The following is an 18,831-nucleotide window of genomic DNA, read 5'->3' as shown; positions in this document are numbered from 1 at the left end:
TTTTCAAGCGTTGGCCGCTTCCTCCGCATTATACCGTACTCTATCGTGAATGGGTAGTAGCGTTAACGGAAATCCGGCGGCGTGCGCCGGGCGACGCCGGTCAGGATCGCCGTCTCGATCACGGCGTGCCTGACTTTGGCGACCACCTGCTCGTTGAAGATGCTCGGAATGATGTACTGGGCGTTCAGCTCGTCCGGCGACACGACCGAGGCGATGGCGCGGGCGGCGGCCAGCTTCATCGGCTCGTTGATGGTGCGGGCTCTGCAATCGAGCGCGCCGCGGAAAATGCCCGGAAAAACGAGCACATTGTTGATTTGGTTCGGGTAATCGCTGCGGCCGGTGGCGAACACCCGCACGATCGGAAGCGCCGCCTCGGGATCGATTTCCGGTTGGGGATTCGCCATGGCGAAGACGATGCGGTCCGGCGCCATTTGGCTTACATCCTCCGCGCTCAGCACGCCTCCGCGGGATACCCCGATAAACACATCCGCGTCCCGGATCACTTCCTTAAGCGTCCCGGGCTGCGCCTCGACCTGCGGCTGTTCGGCCAGCCACTGCCACATCGGATGGTGCGGATACGCATTTCCGCGGACGATGGCGCCTTCGCGGTCAACCGGCACGAGCCGGCGCACGCCGGCGGCCAGCAGCATTTTGCATATCGAGACGCCCGCCGCGCCGATCCCGTTGACGACCACGCGCACCTGATCGATGCGTTTGCCCACAACCTTCAGCGCGTTCAGCAGCCCGGCGATCACGACGATCGCCGTGCCGTGCTGGTCGTCGTGGAAAATCGGAATGTCCAGCTGCTCCGAAAGCCGCGTCTCGATCTCGAAGCAGCGCGGCGAGGCGATGTCCTCCAGGTTGATGCCGCCGAAGATGGGCGCGATCGCCTTGATCGTCCGGATGATTTCCTCCGTATCTTTCGTATCGAGGCAGATCGGAAAAGCGTCGACGCCCGCAAGCTGCTTGAACAGCATCGCTTTCCCTTCCATGACCGGAGCCGCGGCGTACGGTCCGATGTCGCCGAGCCCCAGCACGGCCGTGCCGTCCGTCACGACGGCCACCGTATTCCGCTTGATCGTAAGCGAGTAAGCCTTGTCCCGGTTCTCGTGAATCGCGGCGGACACCCTGGCGACGCCGGGCGTATACACTCTGGACAGATCGTCGCGGTTGCGGATCGGCAGACTGGGCTGAATGGCGATTTTGCCGCCCAGATGCGCGAGAAAAGTGCGGTCCGACACGTTGACGAGCTGAAGACCGTTCAGCTCTTTGAGCGCCTCGACGACCCGCGCCTCCCCTTCTTCCGGAATATGAACCGTAATGTCGCGAACGGAAATGTCCTGCCCCGGCCGAATCACGTCGATCGAGGTGATATCTCCGCCCGCCTTGCCGATGGCTGAAGCCACATCCCCAAAATGAATCAGCGCATGGTTCAGTTCGACGCGAACGATAATGCTGTTGTAGGCCACTAACGTCCCTCTCCTTTCGCTCCGGACATGCCGGACAGCATGAGCCGCAACCGGTATTGATTTCATTATACCTTTTTTTGCCTTTTTCAACCTCCCGAAGGCGGCTTGCCCCGGATAAAAATCCCGGTGACGAAAAGAAGCGCCGGCATTGGCATGCGGTCGCTGCCAGGCTGACGCAGCGGCAATGTAGCGTACTGGACGGACTACTTGGCGGGTGAACACCACAGACGGAGGAAATGTAGCGTACTGGGCGGACTACATGGAGGGTCAGCAGCGAAACTGTCGGCAAAGAAGCGTACTGGACGGACTACATGACGGGGCAGCGACGAGGTTAGCAGCAAAGAAGCGTACTGGACGGACTACTTGACGAGGCAGCGACGAGGTTAGCAGCAAAGAAGCGTACTGGGCGGACTACTTGACGGGGCAGCGACGAGGTTAGCAGCAAAGAAGCGTACTGGACGGACTACATGACGGGTTAGCGACGAGGTTAGCAGCAAAGAAGCGCACTGGACGGACTACTTGACGGGGCAGCGACAAGGTTGGCAGCAAAGAAGCGTACTGGGCGGACTACTTGGCGGATGAGCAGCGAAACTGGCAGCAAAGAAGCGTACTGGACGGACTACATGACGGGGCAGCGACGAGGTTAGCGGCAAAGAAGCGTACTGGACGGACTACATGACCGCTGAGCGTTGTCACCCGTCTATGACCCCATCGCCCGACCGGCCCCCTGCGAGCGGAACTCCCGTTGCGAAACCGGCTTTAGCGCGGGCGTTCCGGTCCATTCCCGTCTTCTAACCGGAACGCAGCGCGGGCCTCGCCGGCTTTAAGACGGGTTCATCCGTTTGAAAGCGGTTCGTCCGTTTGCCGGAAAGAGCCTAACAAAGACGGTTCCGACGCACGCCCGAACATGACCTTCAAAAACGGAAAAAACAAACAGGGGATGTTAAGGAGTCAGTCGTCGAAGAAAAAAACGCCCGATCCCTACGGACCCGCATTCCGTTCCGCGGGAAGGCGCTCAGACGATGGTAAAGACAGGTTTCGAAGCGATGAAATGTACGGGAACCTCGGGAAAGGCCTCTTTCAACCGTTCGGCCAAATAACGCATGCCCGGCTCTTCGCTGGCTTCGTGGCCAAGGAACAGGACGGCCTTTCCGTTTCCCTGGCTGGCGGCGTCCCGCACGTATTCCGGCGTCTCCCATTCGGGGCCTTCGCCGGCAATGACGAGATCCAGCCGCTTCTGTTCAAAAAGCGGAATCGCGTTCGCCCCGCTTCCCCTATAGCCCACCAGCAGCCCGACCCGCGAACAGGGCAAGGACGGATCGCCGGCAACGCGAACATGGGGAATGCCGAGCTTTTCCTTCACGTACCCGGCAATTTCCCTTACCGTCCTGACGGGAAGGGATACGACGGAAGCCGCCGGCAAATGCTCTTCGACGAAGGGTTCCCAATCCAAAGCTTGGATCAGACCGGCCATAATGCCGTCGGGACGGTACCGGTGCCAATGATCGTGAAAACGGTAAATGGCCATGCCGGATTCTTCAATGAGCCTGCGTTTGTTCTGATAAACGGGACTGTCCTGCAGCCAATCGGTCCGTTCTTGATGGTTGTAGAAGGTTCCTTCGTGCGTGATCAGAAGATTGGCCCCCAAAGCGGCCGCCCGCTCCACCGCTTCATGCGTGGCCGAAAAAACGGTCGCGATTCCCGTCACCCGGGTCTCCGGCGTTCCCGCGATCAACCGGTCGACCGAATCGTCCAACCGTTCGCACGGCTCCACCAAGCGCTGGATGACTTGCCCAACGGTTACACTCACTTTTTCCGCCCCTTTGTTCTCCCGCCTTTAAGACCGGACGATTTCCGTCGGTTTCAAGCCGGTATATTTTTTGAACAATGTGCTGAAATACGGAACGTTTTGATACCCGACTTTTTCCGCCACTTCGTAGACCAGCATTTTGTGTTCCATAAGCAATTCTTTGGCCTTCTCCATGCGGACGCGCGTCAGGTACGAGTTGAAGGACTCGCCGGTGATGTTTTTGAAAATATACGACAAATAATTCCGCGAGATATACACTTTATCGGCCAGGTCGGACAGCGTAATATCCTCGTTGTAGTTCTCGTGAATGTATTGAATCATGAAATCGACCGCCTGCCGGTGCTTGCCGTTCCCGCGCCACTGGCGGCTATTGCAAATGTCGGACACCTTGCCTTTGAGCCATTCCGCCAATTGGTCGGCGCGGGTGATCCCGAGCCATTCCTGATGGACCTTCGAATCGGGGAAAATTTCGTCCAAGACGATGCCGACCTCGTACATGCTGTAAGCCAGAATCGCCCAGATCTCCCTGGCGAGCATCTTCAAATATTCGGGACCGGCTTCCTTGCGGTCGGACAATTGGGCGACAAATTGATCGATGATGCCGTTCGCCAGCGTCTCCTGCCCCATTTTGATCGCGCCCGCCAGCTCCTGGTAGAACTTGACCGGCCGGATGAGCGAGGAACGCGCATGGCCTTGGCCCCCCTCCCGGCTCCCGTACAAAGCGTAGCCGGCAACCAGCGCCGGTCCCCTTTGTTCAATCGCCCGGAAGGCTTCCTCCGTGGAATCGGGAATATCCCGCCAATCCGTCTTGATTCCGCCCAGGCCGACATAAAGGGTTAACTTCAAATAGCTTGCCGCCGCTTCGATCAGCTTCACGCCGAGCTCTTTGAGCAGCGATTCCGTTTGCCGCTCGTCCATCTCCGCCGGGGGATGGATCAAAAGGGCCGAATGCGTGCCGTGAAGCTCGGTATATTCGAACGCGGAGAATCGTTCCGCCGTCACTTCGCAGGCGATATTGCGCACCGCAAATCGGAAAAGGTTCAGATCGGACAACGAGAAAGCGCCGACCCGAATATCCCGGACAATGTTGATGCCTACCACGACATGCCGGGCCGTTTGCCAGAACCGGTAAGGCGCCGGCATCGATTCGCTCTGCAAATAGGTTCCCGTAAGCGTTCCCGAAATAGCGGACTTGATCCATTCCTTCTCGACGAACGGCGCGTACAGCATCAGACGGCGCTGCAGCTCGTCCTGCTTCATGCGGTTCTCTTCCTCTTCGGCAAGGCTCGCGATGACTCTGCCCAGCACCTCTTTCAACGTCGGAATGCTGATCGGCTTCGACAAGTAATCGCTCACATTCAGGCGCAGCGCCTGCCTCGCGTACTCGAAATCCGAATAACCGCTTAAGATGATGATCTTGCCGTTGAATTGCTCCTCGCGAAGGCATTCGATCATATCCAATCCGTTCATGACAGGCATATAAATGTCGGTGATCAAAATATCCGGGCAAACGGAACGGATCAGGTCAAGGCCGTCTCTGCCGTTAAGCGCCTCTCCGGCCCATTCCGCATGAAGCTCCTCCCAGGGAATGGCATGCTTCATTCCTTGCAGCACTTGGCGGTCGTCGTCGATGATGGCAATCTTCCACATTTCGTTCTTCACTCCTTTGGCCAAGCGGGAACTTCATCCTATCCGCTACATCGGAACATGCCCGGCGCACGAGAGCGTACCGGGCATGTTTCTTATTTTACTCCATTCTATTAATTTTCGTACTCCTGAGCCATGCTCTTCAGCTCTTCATACGCTTGCTCGGGCGTTGTCTTCTTGAAGCTCAATTCATCCCGAATGAGCGCCCAGTCTTTGTCGACCCAGTTGGTCCAGCCGCTTGCGCCGGCCGTCCATTGCTGGCCGTCGACCGCAGTCGCGTTGTACATCTCCATGCCGACCTTGTCGGCCGCGCTGAAGCTGGAAGCCACTTCGGCCGCGACTTTGTTGTTGACCGGGTTGCCCCGCGTCGTGCCGAGAATTTTGACGGCGTCCGGGCTGTTCGTGAACCAATCGAGGAACTTTTTGGCTTCTTCCTGATGCGCGGAATGAGCGGAGACGCCGAAGAACAGGGAGGGCTTCAGCCAGCCGCCCGCTTCTTTCGAGCGCGGCATCGTGACCAAATCGTACGCGCCGGGCTTCAGGCTGTCCCAGGAAACGAAGTTGTTCGAGAACGACAGGCGAATCAAGATTTTGCCTTTCACCATCAGGTCGCCGGTCGGGTCCATTTCCTTGTCCGACGCGTTGACGTCGGCCGGCGGAACGACGCCCAGATTGCGCAGCTCCTCGAACTGCTTCGTCCATTTCAGGAACGTGTCCCTGTCGATGTTGAACTTGCCGTCCTCCGTGACCAGCAAGCCTTTTCCTTCCGCATAGTGGAAGGCGCTAAAGGCGAAGTAATCGCCCGCATAGTCCTTCGTGAAATATTGGCCTTCCGCCAACTTGGATTTGGACTCCTTCGCCAGCTTGAAGAAGTCGTCCCAGGTCCAGCCGTTTTTCGGCGGCTGCAGACCGAGTTTTTCCATCGCCGCTTTGTCGTAGATCATGCCGTATGCGGCCGAACCGAGCGGAATCGCCACTTGCTTGCCGTCGACTTTTCCGCCGTTGACCAGCTTCTCGTCCACATTCGACAAATCGACGCCTTCCGACAAGTCCGCCAGTTGGCCCCGGGAAGCCCAGTCCGCTACCCAGCTCGGGTCGATCTGAAAAATGTCGGGCGCGTTATTGGCCGCGGCTTGGGTCGACAGCTTGTCCAGGTAGCCCTCCATGCCGGAGTACTCGGGTTCGAACGTCACGTTGGGATTTTGCTTGGTATAGAAATCCAGCGCATTCAACGTCGCCTGGTGCCGTTGCTGCGAACCCCACCACATGATGCGAAGCTTGACCTTTTCTCCGCCGGCCGCGCCGCCGCTTCCCGAGGCGGAATCGGACGACGGGCTTGCGCTGTTGCCGCCGCCGCTTCCGCAAGCGGCGAGAGACAAAGCCAGAACCAGCGATGCCGAAATGCCCGATAAGCGCTTCCAAACCTTCATGTACAATCATCTCCCCTTTTGTATGACAACCGCTTTTCATGAACTATCGTAACAACTCTCCATGCCCGTTTGTAGAAGAGAGATGCACAATATATTTCAAAATTATCCGATCTGATCCTCATCTCCCGATCCGGTCCTAGTTCGGATTCGCCGGCCCGGGACGTTCGCGCATGAGCGGCAGCGTAATGAGGACTCTCGTCCCGCCTTCCTCGCGGTTCGATAGAACGACGCCGTACGGATGTCCGAAATAGGCTTTGATCCGTTCCCGGACATTGCGTATCCCGTAGCCTCCGGTCTTGCGTTTCGCTTGCCGGTCCGGATCGGACCGCAGGCCGACGCCGTTATCCTCGACCGCAATCCGGAGGAAGCCTTCCTCGGGACGAATGCGGATGACGACGGTTCCGCCGCTTTGGAGATGAAAGCCGTGGATCACGGCGTTCTCGACGAAAGGCTGAAGCACCATCTTGAGAATGTAGAGCTTGCGCGCCTCTTCCGTAACCTCGATCTTGTAGTTCAAGCCGTTGCCCAACCTGAGCCGCTGAATTTCCAGGTAGCATTGGACATGCTCCAGTTCATCCGCAACCGTAATAAAGCTCTCGCCGTTGGACAGGCCGATGCGGAACATCCGGCCCATCAGTTCGAGAATCCGGCTCATTTCCGGCTGGCCGGCCGAAATGGCCATCCAGTTCAACTGGTCCAACGTATTGTAAAGAAAGTGGGGATTGATGTTGGCCTGCAGCGTTTCGATCTCCGCCCTGCGAAGCTGCTCATGGCGGGCTTCAAGCGAGTTGTACAGCTCCTCGATCCGATCCATCTGCTTGCGGTAGCCCGCAAACAAGTAGCCGAATTCGTTCCGGTAATCTTCGGGCAGGTCCACCTTTCGCCCGGAGAGGGTATAGAGGTTCATCGCCGACACCAGCGTCCGGATCGGGGACGTCAATTGCCTGCTGAGCCAGAGCGCGAGCAGCAGCGCCAGAACGATGGAGACGGCGCCGATCACGCCGATCGTCTCGGCCAAACGGACGCTGCCCTTGGCGATGGACGACCAGGGCGTAACTTCCACCATCGTCCAGTTCGACTGGTTCATTTTGGAGTAGACCAAAAGTCCGCCTCCCCGCTCTCCCTGCAAGGCTACGCGGAAAAGGCCCGACCGGTCGGTAAGCTTGTTTTTCCATTCGGACCACTGCGCCTCGTCCGGCACCTTCCCGATCGTCAGAATCGGCTGGCCGGTTGCATCCAGCATCATCCGGTTGGCATCCGCCGAGGAGCCAGCCAGCATCTCTTCCAGCGAATCCGCTTTGGCGTGCACGACGAGATAACCGAGATGGCGGTTGTTGTATTCAATCGAACGGACGAAACTGATGACGGCAATATCGCCTTGAAACGCCTTGATCACTTGCTTTCCCGTCCACACGAAGTCGTTCTTCCGCATGTCCGGGTACCAGCTCTGCTCCGAAGCTTTGTCAAGATCCCGGAATTGAATATAGCTGTACGAGTCCGCTTGGAACGGATGCTTCATGTAAAGATCGATTCCCTGGATTAACGGAATGGAATACGTGAGATTCGCGAGCGATTGCTGCACTTCCTTGAAGGTCTGGAACCGGGTGAACTCGTCCTCCGAGCCGCTCTTGCTCAGAAAATAAATCAGCTTGTTGTCGCGCGAGGTCGACAGCGAAATCTGCTCGATCATCGTCAGGCGGGAGGCGATCTCGTTGTTGAGCTGGTCCAGCAGCTTCTGCTGGTGGACGGACGTCGCTTTCGCCAGTTCCTTGGAAGACAGGCTGTAGCTCGTCCAGACGGTGCATCCGAGCATGACCAGAATCAACAGGGCGAAGCAGCCGAAGAACAAATAATCGATCCGGTATTTTTTGAAAGGATTTCCCATCATTCCCCGTCCCGTCTGTCAGACGACAAAAAAGCAACGAAAATCGTCGCTTTTTTGGTCGTCTGGATATAGTGGCATCCCGGCGGTCCGGTTTCCGGTTTCCGGGTTCCGCCTTACCCTTTTATTCCCGTCGTCGCCACGCCTTCCACCAGTTGTTTCTGGGCGATGGCGAACACCACGGTCGCCGGCACGATCGACACCAGAGACATCGCCAGCACTTGTCCCCACTGCATGCCGGACTGGGTGTCGTTGATCATTTTCAGCGCCAAGCCTACGGTATATTTGCTGACTGAATTAATATACAGCAAATGGCCGAGGAAGTCATCCCAGTTCCACAGGAAGCAGAAGATGACGACGGTGACGATGGCCGGCTTCGTGAGCGGCATGACGATGCGCAAGTAGATGCCGAACCAGGAGCAGCCGTCGATCTTCGCCGATTCGTCCAGCTCGCGGGGAACGCCGCGGATGAACTGGACGAGCAGGAAGACGAAGAACGTGCCGCCCGCTCCGGAAGCGAGCAGATGGGGAACGATAAACGGCCAGTACGTATTGACCCAGCCGAATTGATGGAACATGGCGTACTGCGGAATGATCAGCACCTGCCCGGGAAGCATCAGGGTAAGCATGAGCACGGAGAACCAGAATTTCTTGAGCGGAAAATCCAGCCTCGCGAATCCGAACGCCACCAACGTGCAGGATACGAGCGTCGTGACCAGAACGGCCAGTTCCAGTCCCAACGTATTCAAGTAAAATTCGGTGAACGTATGGCCCGGTATCGCCTTCCATCCGTCCGTGAAATTCCGCCACTGCGGGACGGACGGGAAGAGGTTCGGGGAACTCAGTTCCTCGTTGCTTTTGAGCGAGGCTCCGATCCACCAGAAAACCGGATACACCATCACCAAACTCAACAAAATCATGAACAGATGCCGGAAGCCGCTTTTCGCTTTGGCGCTCATTTGCGTTTCCCCCTTCCCGTGTCGGTCTCGTAGAACACCCAGTATTTCGAGGTCAGCGCGATAGCCGCGGCGACAATCGCGATCATGACAAGCATGATCCAGGCGAGTGAAGAAGCGTAGCCGAGCTGATAGCGGTTGAAGGCGCGCTCGTACAAGTAGACCGCGTAAACCAAGGTCGAGTTCATCGGTCCGCCGTTCGTGATCACGTAAGCGGAAGTGAACATTTGGAAGGCGCCGATGATCCCCATGATCAGGTTAAAGTAAAGGGTGGGCGATAGCATCGGCAGCGTAATCCGGAAAAATTGCACAAAGCGGTTCGCTCCGTCGACGCTGGAAGCTTCGTACAAATCCTTCGGAATTTGCTTTAACCCGGCAAGGAAAATCACCATGGCCGAACCGAACTGCCACACGGACAGCAAAATAAGCGACCAAAGCGCCGTCTTCGGGTTGCTGATCCATCCGCTTCCTTCGATGCCGAACTTGTCCAGCACGCTGTTGATGAACCCGTCGACCCCGAAGATGTTGCGCCACAGCATCGACACGGCGATGCTTCCCCCGATCAGCGAGGGGAAATAAATGGCGACGCGGTACGCCGAGATGCCTTTCACAGCTTTATTGAGCACAACCGCGATAAATAGCGCGAAAATCAGCTTTAGCGGAACCGATCCCAGAACGTACAGGAACGTCACTTTCACCGACTGGAGAAATTTGTCGTCGGCTGTGAAAATCCTTTCATAATTCCGCAAACCAACCCATTTGATGGGCTTCATCAGCGTATAATCCGTAAAGGAGTAATACAGCGACAATAGCATCGGATACAGCGTCAGCAATAGAAAGCCGACAAGCCAGGGAGAAATGAACAGGTAGCCGAGTCCCGGCGTCTCCCATCTGCTCAGGAAACGGTTGCGTTTCCGTTTAACCTTACCGGCAGCGTAGCTTGCATGGATGTCGTGTTCTGCTGCAATACGGCTCATGCTGGTCACCTCGCGTCATCTTTCCTCATCCAAATTATAAAAGCGCCCCGAATCGGGCAGTAGAAGAGAGATGCACGAAATCTTATAAAAAATACGAAAAGAGATGCCGAAGCATCTCTTGACGCGTGCGGGCATTCCCCGCTTCTCTATGAACCGGCGATTCCGGGGCGGGCCCGGTCAATAAATCGTGCGGCCGTGCGCATCCGGAATGCCGCTTTTGCGGTAAAAATAAGTGTTGATGACGTCCCGCCATTCCTTGGCGTGCTCCGCCTGCTCTTCCAAACGGCTTTTGACCTGCGTGAAGATCTCCTCGCGGACGAGGCCCTTCAGCGTATCCCACTTGGCGACCAGCGCTTCCGCGCGTTCGGCCCCTTCGAAATGGGAATCGTAAATATGCTGGATCACCGTTTTGCCCGAGTGCAGCACATGGGTATAAGGAACATGATGGAAGAAAAGCAGCAGCTCGTCCGGCGTCGTGGAGGGGTCCTCGTAGTTGCTGGAGTGAGGCTCCCTGTACTGTCCCGCGTAGCCCGTGCCGGTTTTCCGGGTCCGGTCGACGCCGATGCCGCGGCAATCCGCGTAATGGTACGTGCCCCACATCGAATACTCGTATCCGTCGACATCCGGGCCGTAATGGTGATTCGGCTTGACCATCCAGCCGACGCCAAGCGGAGCGGTGTAGGATTCGTAGATGCTCCACGAGTCCAGCAGCATTTCGGACACGACGCGGACGACGCGTTCGTCATGGCCGAGCGCCAGCTCGATCCATTCCTTCGCGATCTCTTCCGCCGAAAGCTCCGGGTTCCAGGCCAAACGGCCGTATCCGTACAAGTTGGCTTGAGCCAGCAGATGGCCGGTCCAGTTCGCATCGTCGCCGATGTTGGAAACCGCCGCGAAGCCGCTGTATTTGCTGCCGAAAAGGGAGCCGTCCACGACGCGCTTCACCGTCGATCCGGCGCCTTTCGCATAGGTATCGAAATCCAGCACCTCTTTCCACTGCGGGACAAGATAGCACAGATGGCGCTGCTGACCCGTGTATTCCTGCGTAATCTGGAATTCAATGATCATGTTCGTCTTCGGCATGGCTCCGAACAGCGGCGAAACCGGCTCGCGCACCTGGAAGTCCATCGGGCCGTTCTTGACCTGGAGCACGACATTTTCCAAAAACCGCCCGTCCAGCGGAGTAAAATGGTCGTAGGCGGCGCGGGCGCGATCCGTCTTCCGGTCCCGCCAATCCTGTTTGCAGTTGTAGACAAAGCAGCGCCAAATCACGATGCCGCCGAACGGCTGCAAGGCGCTCGCCAGCATGTTGGCCCCGTCGGCATGATCCCGGCCGTAAGTAAACGGGCCCGGACGGAATTCCGAGTCCGCTTTGACCAGATAGCCGCCGAAGTCGGGGATGTAACGGTAAATCTCCTCCGTTTTCTCCTTCCACCACGCCTGCACGTCCGGGTCCAGCGGGTCTGCGGTCGAAAGACCCCCGATCTCGATCGGGCTGGCGAAGTTGATGCTCAGGAACGTCCGGATGCCGTAAGCGCGAAACACGTCCGCGATCTCGGCGATCCGGGGCAAGTACCGCTCGGTCAGAAACGTCGTCTCGACCTTATGTACGTTGACGTTGTTGATCGACACGGCGTTCAGACCGACGGAAGCCAGCATTCGGGCGTAATCGCGGACGCGGGTCAAGTCTTCGACGATCTCGTTGTCCGAGTAAAAAATGGATCTGCCCGCGTATCCCCTTTCAATGCTGCCGTCGGCGTTGTCCCAATGGTTGATCATGCGCAGCCCGTTCGCCGGATTTTCCAGGACATCCAATTCGCCCAGATTTGCTCCGGTCCGGATCAGCCGCAGGAAATGAAAAGCCCCGTACAGAACGCCTTTGGGCGAAACCCCGGCGATGACGACGGCGCGGCCGCGCGTGCGAATCCGGAATCCTTCCGGGGAAACGGCCGCCTGTTCGGCTTCATCAAACGCCTCCCTGACTTCCGGGCTGCCATTGAACGTGCCGATAACCAAGTATCCCCCTTGATCCTGAGGGATGTCCCTTGCAGGACGCTGTCCGGTCAGCTTCTCCAATGCGGTTTCCAGTTCCGCCAGAGCGGTCGAAATGCATTCGTCTTCTTCCCGAACGGAAATCGCTTTTGTCCAATTCGCGACATGCGAAAGCCGCTCGGCATCGGAAATGAACGGCGAACCGAGCCATGCTTCGTATCCGGGCTTGGTCCGGATCGAACTGTCGTTCATGATCGGGATTCCTCCTTGATTGCGGATGCTTCGATTGCAGACGCCTCGATGGCGCGATGCCTTGATCGCGGACGCCTCGTGGCAATTCTTTGATCGCGGATGCCCCGATGGCGATGCCTTCGGTGGCGATGCCTCCATGCGATTCATGGATCGCAGATTCTTCATCAGCCCTATGTGCATTTCATGGTTTGTTCGCGCCGAAGAAATACCTGCTCAATAATACTACCACACTTGTATGGTAGTATGGTAGATGTCGGTGAAAGATGGCAGGAAAAGATACCAGGAGAAGATACCAGGAGAAGATGCCAGGAGAAGATACCAGGAGAAGATGCCAGGAGAAGATGTCGGAAATCCCTCTGCTTCCGTTTCGGGCCAACGACGGGCGGCTCGTTCGTGATACGCCTCCTCGTCCATCTTCACAATCACCGTTACACAGCCAACCTCGGCCATTAGCCGCGGCTATTTCATCGTAATCCATACATCGCTCCTATATCCCCAGCGCGAACCAGCACGACTATATTAAAATTCACTGGATTCCACATCTATCTTGGAAAAATCCAATCTACAATCCGTTCAGGAGGCCGTAAGCCGGTCTATGTTGGATATATCCATTCATTTTGCCTACTTAAGCAGAATCCGCAACGCTCACGGGGCATTTCAGTGGAGAAAATCCAACATACGTTCCGAAAATGGGCAAAAGGAGCCGGTATCCTGCACAAACTCCAATATAGCCGCTCGAGACCATGAGAGGTACTGGGCGGACTACATGGCGGCTGAGAACTGCGGCAGTGGACAATGTAGCGTACTGGACGGACTACATGGCGGCTGAGAACTGCGGCAGTGGACAATGTAGCGTACTGGGTGGACTACATGGCGGCTGAGCACTGCGGCAGTGGGCAATGTAGCGTACTGGGCGGACTACATGGCGGCTGAGAACTGCGGCAGTGGACAATGTAGCGTACTGGGCGGACTTCGCTGCGAGCCCGGCTTTAAGAAGCGAAGTCCTCGGCTGTGCCCGTTTCCAAGCCGAACGGCAACGCGGGTTTGCCCGTTTGGAGACGGATTGGCACAGTGGAGCACGGTTAGCCTATTTGGAAGAGGTTTGCACGTCGGAACGCCAATTAGCCCGTTTGCGGTAAGGGGCCGAACGAAGAGGATTCGGCAACCCTCCCGATCATGAGGGACAAATAACGGGAAACAAACAGAGAAAGAGGAGTGCAGAGAGAGGAGGAATGGGAGAAGCGGCAAAAAAAGAACGCTGTTGCCTTTTACGGCGGCGTCCGCACTCGGCAATTCAACCGCCCGATTCAGCCGTCCGACTCAACCAGCCGATTCAACCTGACGCAATTCGCCGACCTGCGAAGGCGAATCCGATTTCGACACTTCGGCGCGTCTGCGTCGTTGCATCTATTTTGGCGTGTCTGCTTCGGCGCAGCATCAGAACAGGCTCAGCTGCTCGGGCGGTTCCTCCTCCGGCTGCGTATCCCGCGGATCGCTCGGCCGCATGCCGTCGGGTGACAACTGATCAAGCAGTTCCATCATTTGCTTTGCGTTTGCCGCCGCATCCCCGCCCGAGTTATTGTTGAAAATGACATAGATATCCCGGCTCATCTGTTGCAGCCGCTGCAAATGAAGGCGCCACGCTTCCAGCTCCTCCAGGCTGTACCGGTACAGATAACGCACCTCCCGCCAGTTCGGCGCGCCGGCCGATTGCCATCCCGCGGCATTGCGGCCGTGCATCCGGACAAGGGTAACGTGCGGGTCGGTCGCCTCGAGCACGGTCGGAACGGAGCCCATTCCCGCCTGCGGTTCATCGCACACGCTGTGAATCCAGCGCTCGTCCCTCATAAATTCGAGCGTCTTCTCCCGGAAGGCGGGCGCGAACCAGCTCTGGTGCCGAAACTCCAGCGCGCAGGGGAACCCGTCCATCCGCCGCCTCGTCTCCCGCAGCACCTGCACGTTTTCCCGGGTGCAATCGAACCACGGCGGATATTGAAACAGCACGGCCGCAAGCCGGCCGGTCTCGAGTGCGGGCTCGAGCGAATCGCAAAAGGCGTCGTACATCGCCTGCGTCCCGCCCGCCTCCGTTCGGGGTTGGCCCCGCTGATGTCCCGTCATGCCCTGATACGCTTTCACGACGAAACGGAGCGAAGCCGGCGTCTCCTCCACCCAGCGCGCGAAGCGCTCCTTCGGTTGAATCGCGTAAAAGGAGCTGTCCACCTCGACAACGGGAAAATGCCGGGCGTAAACCTTTAATTTGTCTTTTGCCTTGACGGAGGGACCGTACAGCAAATCGTGATCGCCCCATCCGCTCAAACCGATATGAATCATGGATGCCTCCTGCCGCACGATGATGCTAAGCGCTATTATAACACGCGCCTGTTCCCGCTTTTTCCCCAAGCCGGTTTTTGATAATATTATAAAGAAAAGATAAAGATGGTCTGCGAACCCCGATCCTCACGCGTCTTTCGTGCTTTCTCTTCCTGGTTCGAGAATCGGCGATTCCTTGTTTTCGGGAGGCCGCTTCGTCATGCCCATGTCGCTTCAACAGGCGCAGAAGTTGTTGCAGCACGCTCTTCACACCCGAAAGTTCGATCACCTGAACGTCCGGGCGCATGACACCTACCTTACCGTCTATTCCCGGGAGAAAGGGGAAGAAGCTTTGCGCGTGTTGCTGCTGCAGCTTGGCGCCGATTGCTTCTGGCTGAATCTCGCAGGCCCCAAAGGCAAAATCCAGCCGACGCCGTTCGTCGGGTCGGTTTCCGAGCTGTTTCCGATTCTGACCGGCAAGCTGGCCTTCTCGCTGGCGCGCTGGCATTAACGGGGCTCCGTTCCCTTCGGGACGAGCCGCTTCCGTTCTATGGATATAATCGCAAGACATCAAACAGGGTGGTGACCGCATGGAAGGCCGTAAAGCGGTGTTTTGGGTACTCGGTTTTTGCTTGCTGATTTTCTTGTTCGTTACCGTTATTTGGTTGAACATCAAATAAGCCGCCGGATGCCGGCGGCTTTCGTTTGCGCTTATTTCAACGTGATGACATAGCTGACGAAGCCCTGTTCTTTAAACGTCGTCACCAGGATCTTCTTGCCGGACGGGCTCCAGCGCAGCGTGCTGGCCGCGTTCTGGACGTCGACCGACAGCCCGGTCGTCTCGCCGGTCACGGCATCGGCCACGATGATCCCGCCGTCGCCCCCGTCCTCGGACATCAGGTTGTACACGATTTTGGCGCTGTCGGGCGACCAGGAGACGCCGAATACCTGAGTGGCGGTTCCGAGCTTAAGCAGCTCGTTGCCCTTCGTATCCGTAATAAACAAAGTGCGGGTCGTCTCCGTCGCCTTCTTGACGACGGCAAGCTGTTTGCCGTCCGGAGAAGGAACCACCGACTCGGCCGATTCGGCCACAAGGCTCGGCTCCGCGGCGCCGTCGGCCAAAAAGTACAGCTTTTCGTTCGCTACGTAATAAAGGCCTTCCGCCGTCTTGGCCGCCGACACGATCCGGCCTTCCTTCGGCCCTTCAAACAGCACCTTCGTCTTGCCTTCGAGGTCCGATGTCACCAGCTTCCCTTCCATCGTCCGGAACATGACCGTCGAGTTGTCCAGCCACTGCGCGTCCGCGTAGTCGATCAGGCTGTCTCCCGTCGGCACCGCCCGCTTCGTCTCCAGATTCAGAATGAATCCGTGCGCGTCCTCCTCGTAGTTGACCTTGTAAAAAAGATGCTTGCCGTCGGGCGACAGCACGGCGAAGTTCTGGTTTTCGCTGTCCGGCTTGAGCGCCTCGGCGGTGTTCGATTGGAGGTCGTAGGCGTACAGATTGTTGGGCGGCTGGGTCGTGCCTTCGACCTGAATCGGCTTGACGTCGGGATTTTGCCTCATCACGATAACGGCATCCTCGTTCAGGAAGCCCTGTCCCATTCCTTCGACGTTTTTAATGTTCGCGACCTCGATCGGTCCCGCCTTCGGCTCCGGCGTTTCCACCACCGTGATCGTTTTGTCCGGCTTTTGGATCGTCTGGCGGGAACCCTCGCTCTCCGCTCCGTTTTCTCCCGTGCACGCCGTAACGGCAAACGCCAAACAGAATACGGCGCCGATGGCGGCCTTGTTCCTTTTTGTCGTCATGATGACATTCCCCTTTCCTTGTCGATGAGACCATCATAGCGGAAGGTTGTATCGGCGCCGTCTCGAATTGTTTCCAACTTGTAAAATCTTTTTACCGCTTCGGCTGGGCGGGAAGCCGAACCGTGAATCGCGTTCCGCCGGCTCCGGCATCCGACACCGCGATCGTCCCGCCCTGCTTCTCCACAAGCCCGCGAACGAGCGACAGGCCGAGACCGGTGCCGCCGTAGCTGCGGGCGCGATCCTTGCTTACCGTATAGAACGGTTCGAAGATTTTCTCGCGCGCTTCCTCCGGAATGCCGATTCCCGTATCCGTCACCCGGACAACCGCCTCTTTCCGTTCCATGCGGCAGCTTACCGTCACCGACCCCTGCGGCACGTTATACTTGATGGCGTTGTCGATCAAATTGATGAAAATATGCGCAAGGCTTTCCCGATCCGCCCAACATTCCGCCGCCTCCAGATCGGTCGACAAAACGAGGCCGTAGCGCTCCGCTTTTCCTCTCATCCGCCCGCACAGCTCGGCAAGCAGTTCCTTCAGATCGATCCGCTCGGCATGCTGCTCGAAATCGTACTTTTCCATAGCGGACAAGCGGAGCACTTTTTCGACCATCTCGTACAGCCGATCCGTCTCCCTGCCGATGCTTTCGGCCGCTTCGGCCGCAAGCCGGGGATCGTCGCGGTACAGATCGAGCAGGTCGACGTAAGCCTTGATCGAAGTCAACGGCGTCTTAAATTCGTGGCTTACATTGCCGATAAATTGTTTCTGCCGCTCGATATGCGCTTCGATCGCCCCGCTCATGAAATAGATATCCTCGCCCAGATCCCCCAGCTCGTCCCGCCGCCGCACCGGAATCTCGCGCAGGAAGCGGCCGGAGCGGATTTGCTGGGAAGCCTGGCGCAGCCTCCCGATCTGGGACGCAAAGCGGTGAAAATACAAATAGCCGATCGCGAAGCCGGCGGCAAATACGACCACGCCCGCCGTCCGGAACAGTCCCCGGATCGCCTTCAGAAAATCCTGGGCGCTCTTTAACGAATACTGCAGGCGGACGACGCCGACGATCCGGCCGTCGACCCGCAGCGGGGAGAAGTAAACGAGCGAATCGCCGGACGTCTCGTACGCGATATAGCCTTTCAGCGCATAGGCAAGCGTATCCGCCGCCGCGCCGGAACCTTGAGGCTGAAGCGAATTGCCGACCTCCCGGCCCGAAGCGTCGTACAGCGCCGTCGGCAAGCCGATCAGCGTCGAAATATAAAGGGCAAGCCGCTGTCCCCGCTGCGCCATAAACGCCTCGTCTTCCGGCGGAACGTCCGCGCTGTAGTAATTCTGCCGCACGTACTGCTCCGCCGTCCGGCTGTGCCGCGCCAGCTCGGCTTCGGTGCGCTGCTGCTGATTGCGTTCGATGCCCCTGAGCACAAGCTCGCTCATGACGAGCACGGTGAGCAGCAGCAGCAGGGCGAGCACGGCGCTCAGCTTCAGCTTGATGCTGAGCTTGAAGGCGCGGCGCCGGCCGTCGGCCGATGCGCCACGTTGTCCGCCGGACTTCATGGCCGCTCTCCGCCGCCCTGGCCGGTGCCTTTGTACCCGACGCCATAGACGGTCTGAAGCAGATGCTGGCCCGGCGCTCCGAGTTTTTTGCGCAGCCGCTGGATATGAATGTCGACCGTCCGGGTTCCGCCGGCATAATCCATGCCCCAAACGAGATCGAGCAGCTGCTCTCTGGAATAGACCCGCTCGGGATGGGACAGAAGGTGCGCCAGCAGATCGAATTCCTTCGGCGTCAGTTCGACCGGACGTCCCGCTACGGTCAGCGTCCGCTCGGCTTTACTCAGCCGCACCTCCCCGATGACGATTTCTTCCGCGTCCTCGCCGGCGCCGTACTCCATGCGCCTCGCCAGCGCTTTCACTCTGGCCAGCAGCTCCCGCATGTCGAACGGTTTGGTCACATAGTCGTCCGCGCCCAGCTCAAGCCCGAGAACCTTGTCGACAATATCGTTTTTGACGGTCGCCAAAATAATGCCCGTGCCTTTCCGGTTTTGCAGCTTCCGGCAGACCTCGTAGCCGCTGAGCTTCGGCATCATGACGTCGAGAATGATCACGTGAGGCCGAAACGCCGCCGCTTTCGCCAGCGCCTCTTCCCCGTCATGGGCCGTCTCGACCGCATACCCTTCCCTGCGCAGCGCGTAAGCCAGCGCATTCACGATGCTCCGCTCATCGTCGACGACCAGCACCTTTTTCTCCATGGCGATCCCCGCTTTCCTTGCCGCCTGGCTTCCTGCATACCTTATTGTAAGTATCATAC

Annotated in this window: 13 protein-coding genes; 1 reads left to right on the top strand and 12 read right to left on the bottom strand. The window is 57.9% G+C overall.

What is annotated here, in order from left to right; translation table 11 throughout:
• Positions 1 to 62 precede the first annotated feature (62 nt).
• From F560_RS0106125 to F560_RS0106080, 9 genes are all read right to left on the bottom strand, one after another.
• Positions 63 to 1,469 carry an NAD-dependent malic enzyme gene (locus F560_RS0106125; protein WP_019004843.1) on the bottom strand — a complete coding sequence of 469 codons (1,407 nt, stop codon included), beginning with the start codon at positions 1,467 to 1,469 and terminating at the stop codon, positions 63 to 65.
• 1,015 nt (positions 1,470 to 2,484) lie between these two features.
• The gene (locus tag F560_RS0106120; RefSeq protein ID WP_026298126.1) at positions 2,485 to 3,279 is read right to left on the bottom strand and encodes a Nif3-like dinuclear metal center hexameric protein; all 795 of its coding nucleotides are present in this window, start codon (positions 3,277 to 3,279) and stop codon (positions 2,485 to 2,487) included.
• A 27-nt stretch (positions 3,280 to 3,306) separates the two neighbouring features.
• Positions 3,307 to 4,929 (bottom strand): response regulator transcription factor, encoded by a 1,623-nt coding sequence (locus F560_RS0106115; protein ID WP_026298125.1) that lies wholly within the window; start codon positions 4,927 to 4,929, stop codon positions 3,307 to 3,309.
• A gap of 110 nt (positions 4,930 to 5,039) precedes the next feature.
• A complete protein-coding gene (locus F560_RS0106110; RefSeq protein ID WP_019004840.1) occupies positions 5,040 to 6,356 on the bottom strand; it encodes an ABC transporter substrate-binding protein in 1,317 nt (438 codons plus the stop codon).
• Positions 6,357 to 6,492: 136 nt separating this feature from the next.
• On the bottom strand, positions 6,493 to 8,244 hold the full coding sequence (locus F560_RS0106105; protein WP_245554817.1) for a sensor histidine kinase: 1,752 nt from the start codon (positions 8,242 to 8,244) through the stop codon (positions 6,493 to 6,495).
• Between the two features lie 110 nt (positions 8,245 to 8,354).
• Positions 8,355 to 9,197, bottom strand: coding sequence for a carbohydrate ABC transporter permease (locus F560_RS0106100; RefSeq protein WP_019004838.1), 843 nt, complete (start codon positions 9,195 to 9,197; stop codon positions 8,355 to 8,357).
• Positions 9,194 to 10,171, bottom strand: a complete 978-nt coding sequence (locus F560_RS0106095; RefSeq protein WP_026298124.1) for a carbohydrate ABC transporter permease — start codon at positions 10,169 to 10,171, stop codon at positions 9,194 to 9,196. The genes F560_RS0106100 and F560_RS0106095 overlap by 4 nt, the downstream gene beginning before the upstream one ends.
• 177 nt (positions 10,172 to 10,348) lie before the next feature.
• Positions 10,349 to 12,415, bottom strand: a complete 2,067-nt coding sequence (locus tag F560_RS0106090; protein WP_019004836.1) for an alpha-glucuronidase family glycosyl hydrolase — start codon at positions 12,413 to 12,415, stop codon at positions 10,349 to 10,351.
• 1,437 nt (positions 12,416 to 13,852) lie between these two features.
• On the bottom strand, positions 13,853 to 14,746 hold the full coding sequence (locus F560_RS0106080; protein ID WP_019004835.1) for a DUF72 domain-containing protein: 894 nt from the start codon (positions 14,744 to 14,746) through the stop codon (positions 13,853 to 13,855).
• Between the two features lie 199 nt (positions 14,747 to 14,945).
• Between F560_RS0106080 and F560_RS0106075 the strand changes: the two genes are divergently transcribed.
• Positions 14,946 to 15,236, top strand: a complete 291-nt coding sequence (locus tag F560_RS0106075) for a hypothetical protein (RefSeq protein ID WP_019004834.1) — start codon at positions 14,946 to 14,948, stop codon at positions 15,234 to 15,236.
• 200 nt (positions 15,237 to 15,436) lie between these two features.
• On the opposite strand, the gene F560_RS0106065 is transcribed toward F560_RS0106075, so the two are convergent.
• From F560_RS0106065 to F560_RS0106055, 3 genes are all read right to left on the bottom strand, one after another.
• Positions 15,437 to 16,531 carry a hypothetical protein gene (locus tag F560_RS0106065; RefSeq protein ID WP_019004832.1) on the bottom strand — a complete coding sequence of 365 codons (1,095 nt, stop codon included), beginning with the start codon at positions 16,529 to 16,531 and terminating at the stop codon, positions 15,437 to 15,439.
• 91 nt (positions 16,532 to 16,622) lie between these two features.
• Positions 16,623 to 18,077, bottom strand: a complete 1,455-nt coding sequence (locus tag F560_RS0106060) for a sensor histidine kinase (RefSeq protein ID WP_019004831.1) — start codon at positions 18,075 to 18,077, stop codon at positions 16,623 to 16,625.
• Entirely contained in the window at positions 18,074 to 18,772 is a 699-nt protein-coding gene (locus F560_RS0106055) for a response regulator transcription factor (RefSeq protein ID WP_019004830.1), read from the bottom strand. Before F560_RS0106055 ends, F560_RS0106060 begins: the two co-directional genes overlap by 4 nt.
• Positions 18,773 to 18,831: the final 59 nt, after the last annotated feature.

The sequence above is a fragment of the Cohnella laeviribosi DSM 21336 genome, from assembly GCF_000378425.1.
Taxonomy (GTDB): domain Bacteria; phylum Bacillota; class Bacilli; order Paenibacillales; family Paenibacillaceae; genus Cohnella; species Cohnella laeviribosi.
This window is presented reverse-complemented; position numbering and strand designations above follow the sequence as displayed.

Bases quoted from the DNA above. Each gene is read 5' to 3' on its own strand.
- F560_RS0106115 (WP_026298125.1), bottom strand. From the start codon at position 4,929: ATGTGGAAGATTGCCATCATCGACGACGACCGCCAAGTGCTGCAAGGA.
- F560_RS0106110 (WP_019004840.1), bottom strand. From the start codon at position 6,356: ATGAAGGTTTGGAAGCGCTTATCGGGCATTTCGGCATCGCTGGTTCTG.
- F560_RS0106105 (WP_245554817.1), bottom strand. From the start codon at position 8,244: ATGATGGGAAATCCTTTCAAAAAATACCGGATCGATTATTTGTTCTTC.
- F560_RS0106100 (WP_019004838.1), bottom strand. From the start codon at position 9,197: ATGAGCGCCAAAGCGAAAAGCGGCTTCCGGCATCTGTTCATGATTTTG.
- F560_RS0106095 (WP_026298124.1), bottom strand. From the start codon at position 10,171: ATGAGCCGTATTGCAGCAGAACACGACATCCATGCAAGCTACGCTGCC.
- F560_RS0106090 (WP_019004836.1), bottom strand. From the start codon at position 12,415: ATGAACGACAGTTCGATCCGGACCAAGCCCGGATACGAAGCATGGCTC.
- F560_RS0106080 (WP_019004835.1), bottom strand. From the start codon at position 14,746: ATGATTCATATCGGTTTGAGCGGATGGGGCGATCACGATTTGCTGTAC.
- F560_RS0106075 (WP_019004834.1), top strand. From the start codon at position 14,946: ATGCCCATGTCGCTTCAACAGGCGCAGAAGTTGTTGCAGCACGCTCTT.
- F560_RS0106065 (WP_019004832.1), bottom strand. From the start codon at position 16,531: ATGACGACAAAAAGGAACAAGGCCGCCATCGGCGCCGTATTCTGTTTG.
- F560_RS0106060 (WP_019004831.1), bottom strand. From the start codon at position 18,077: ATGAAGTCCGGCGGACAACGTGGCGCATCGGCCGACGGCCGGCGCCGC.
- F560_RS0106055 (WP_019004830.1), bottom strand. From the start codon at position 18,772: ATGGAGAAAAAGGTGCTGGTCGTCGACGATGAGCGGAGCATCGTGAAT.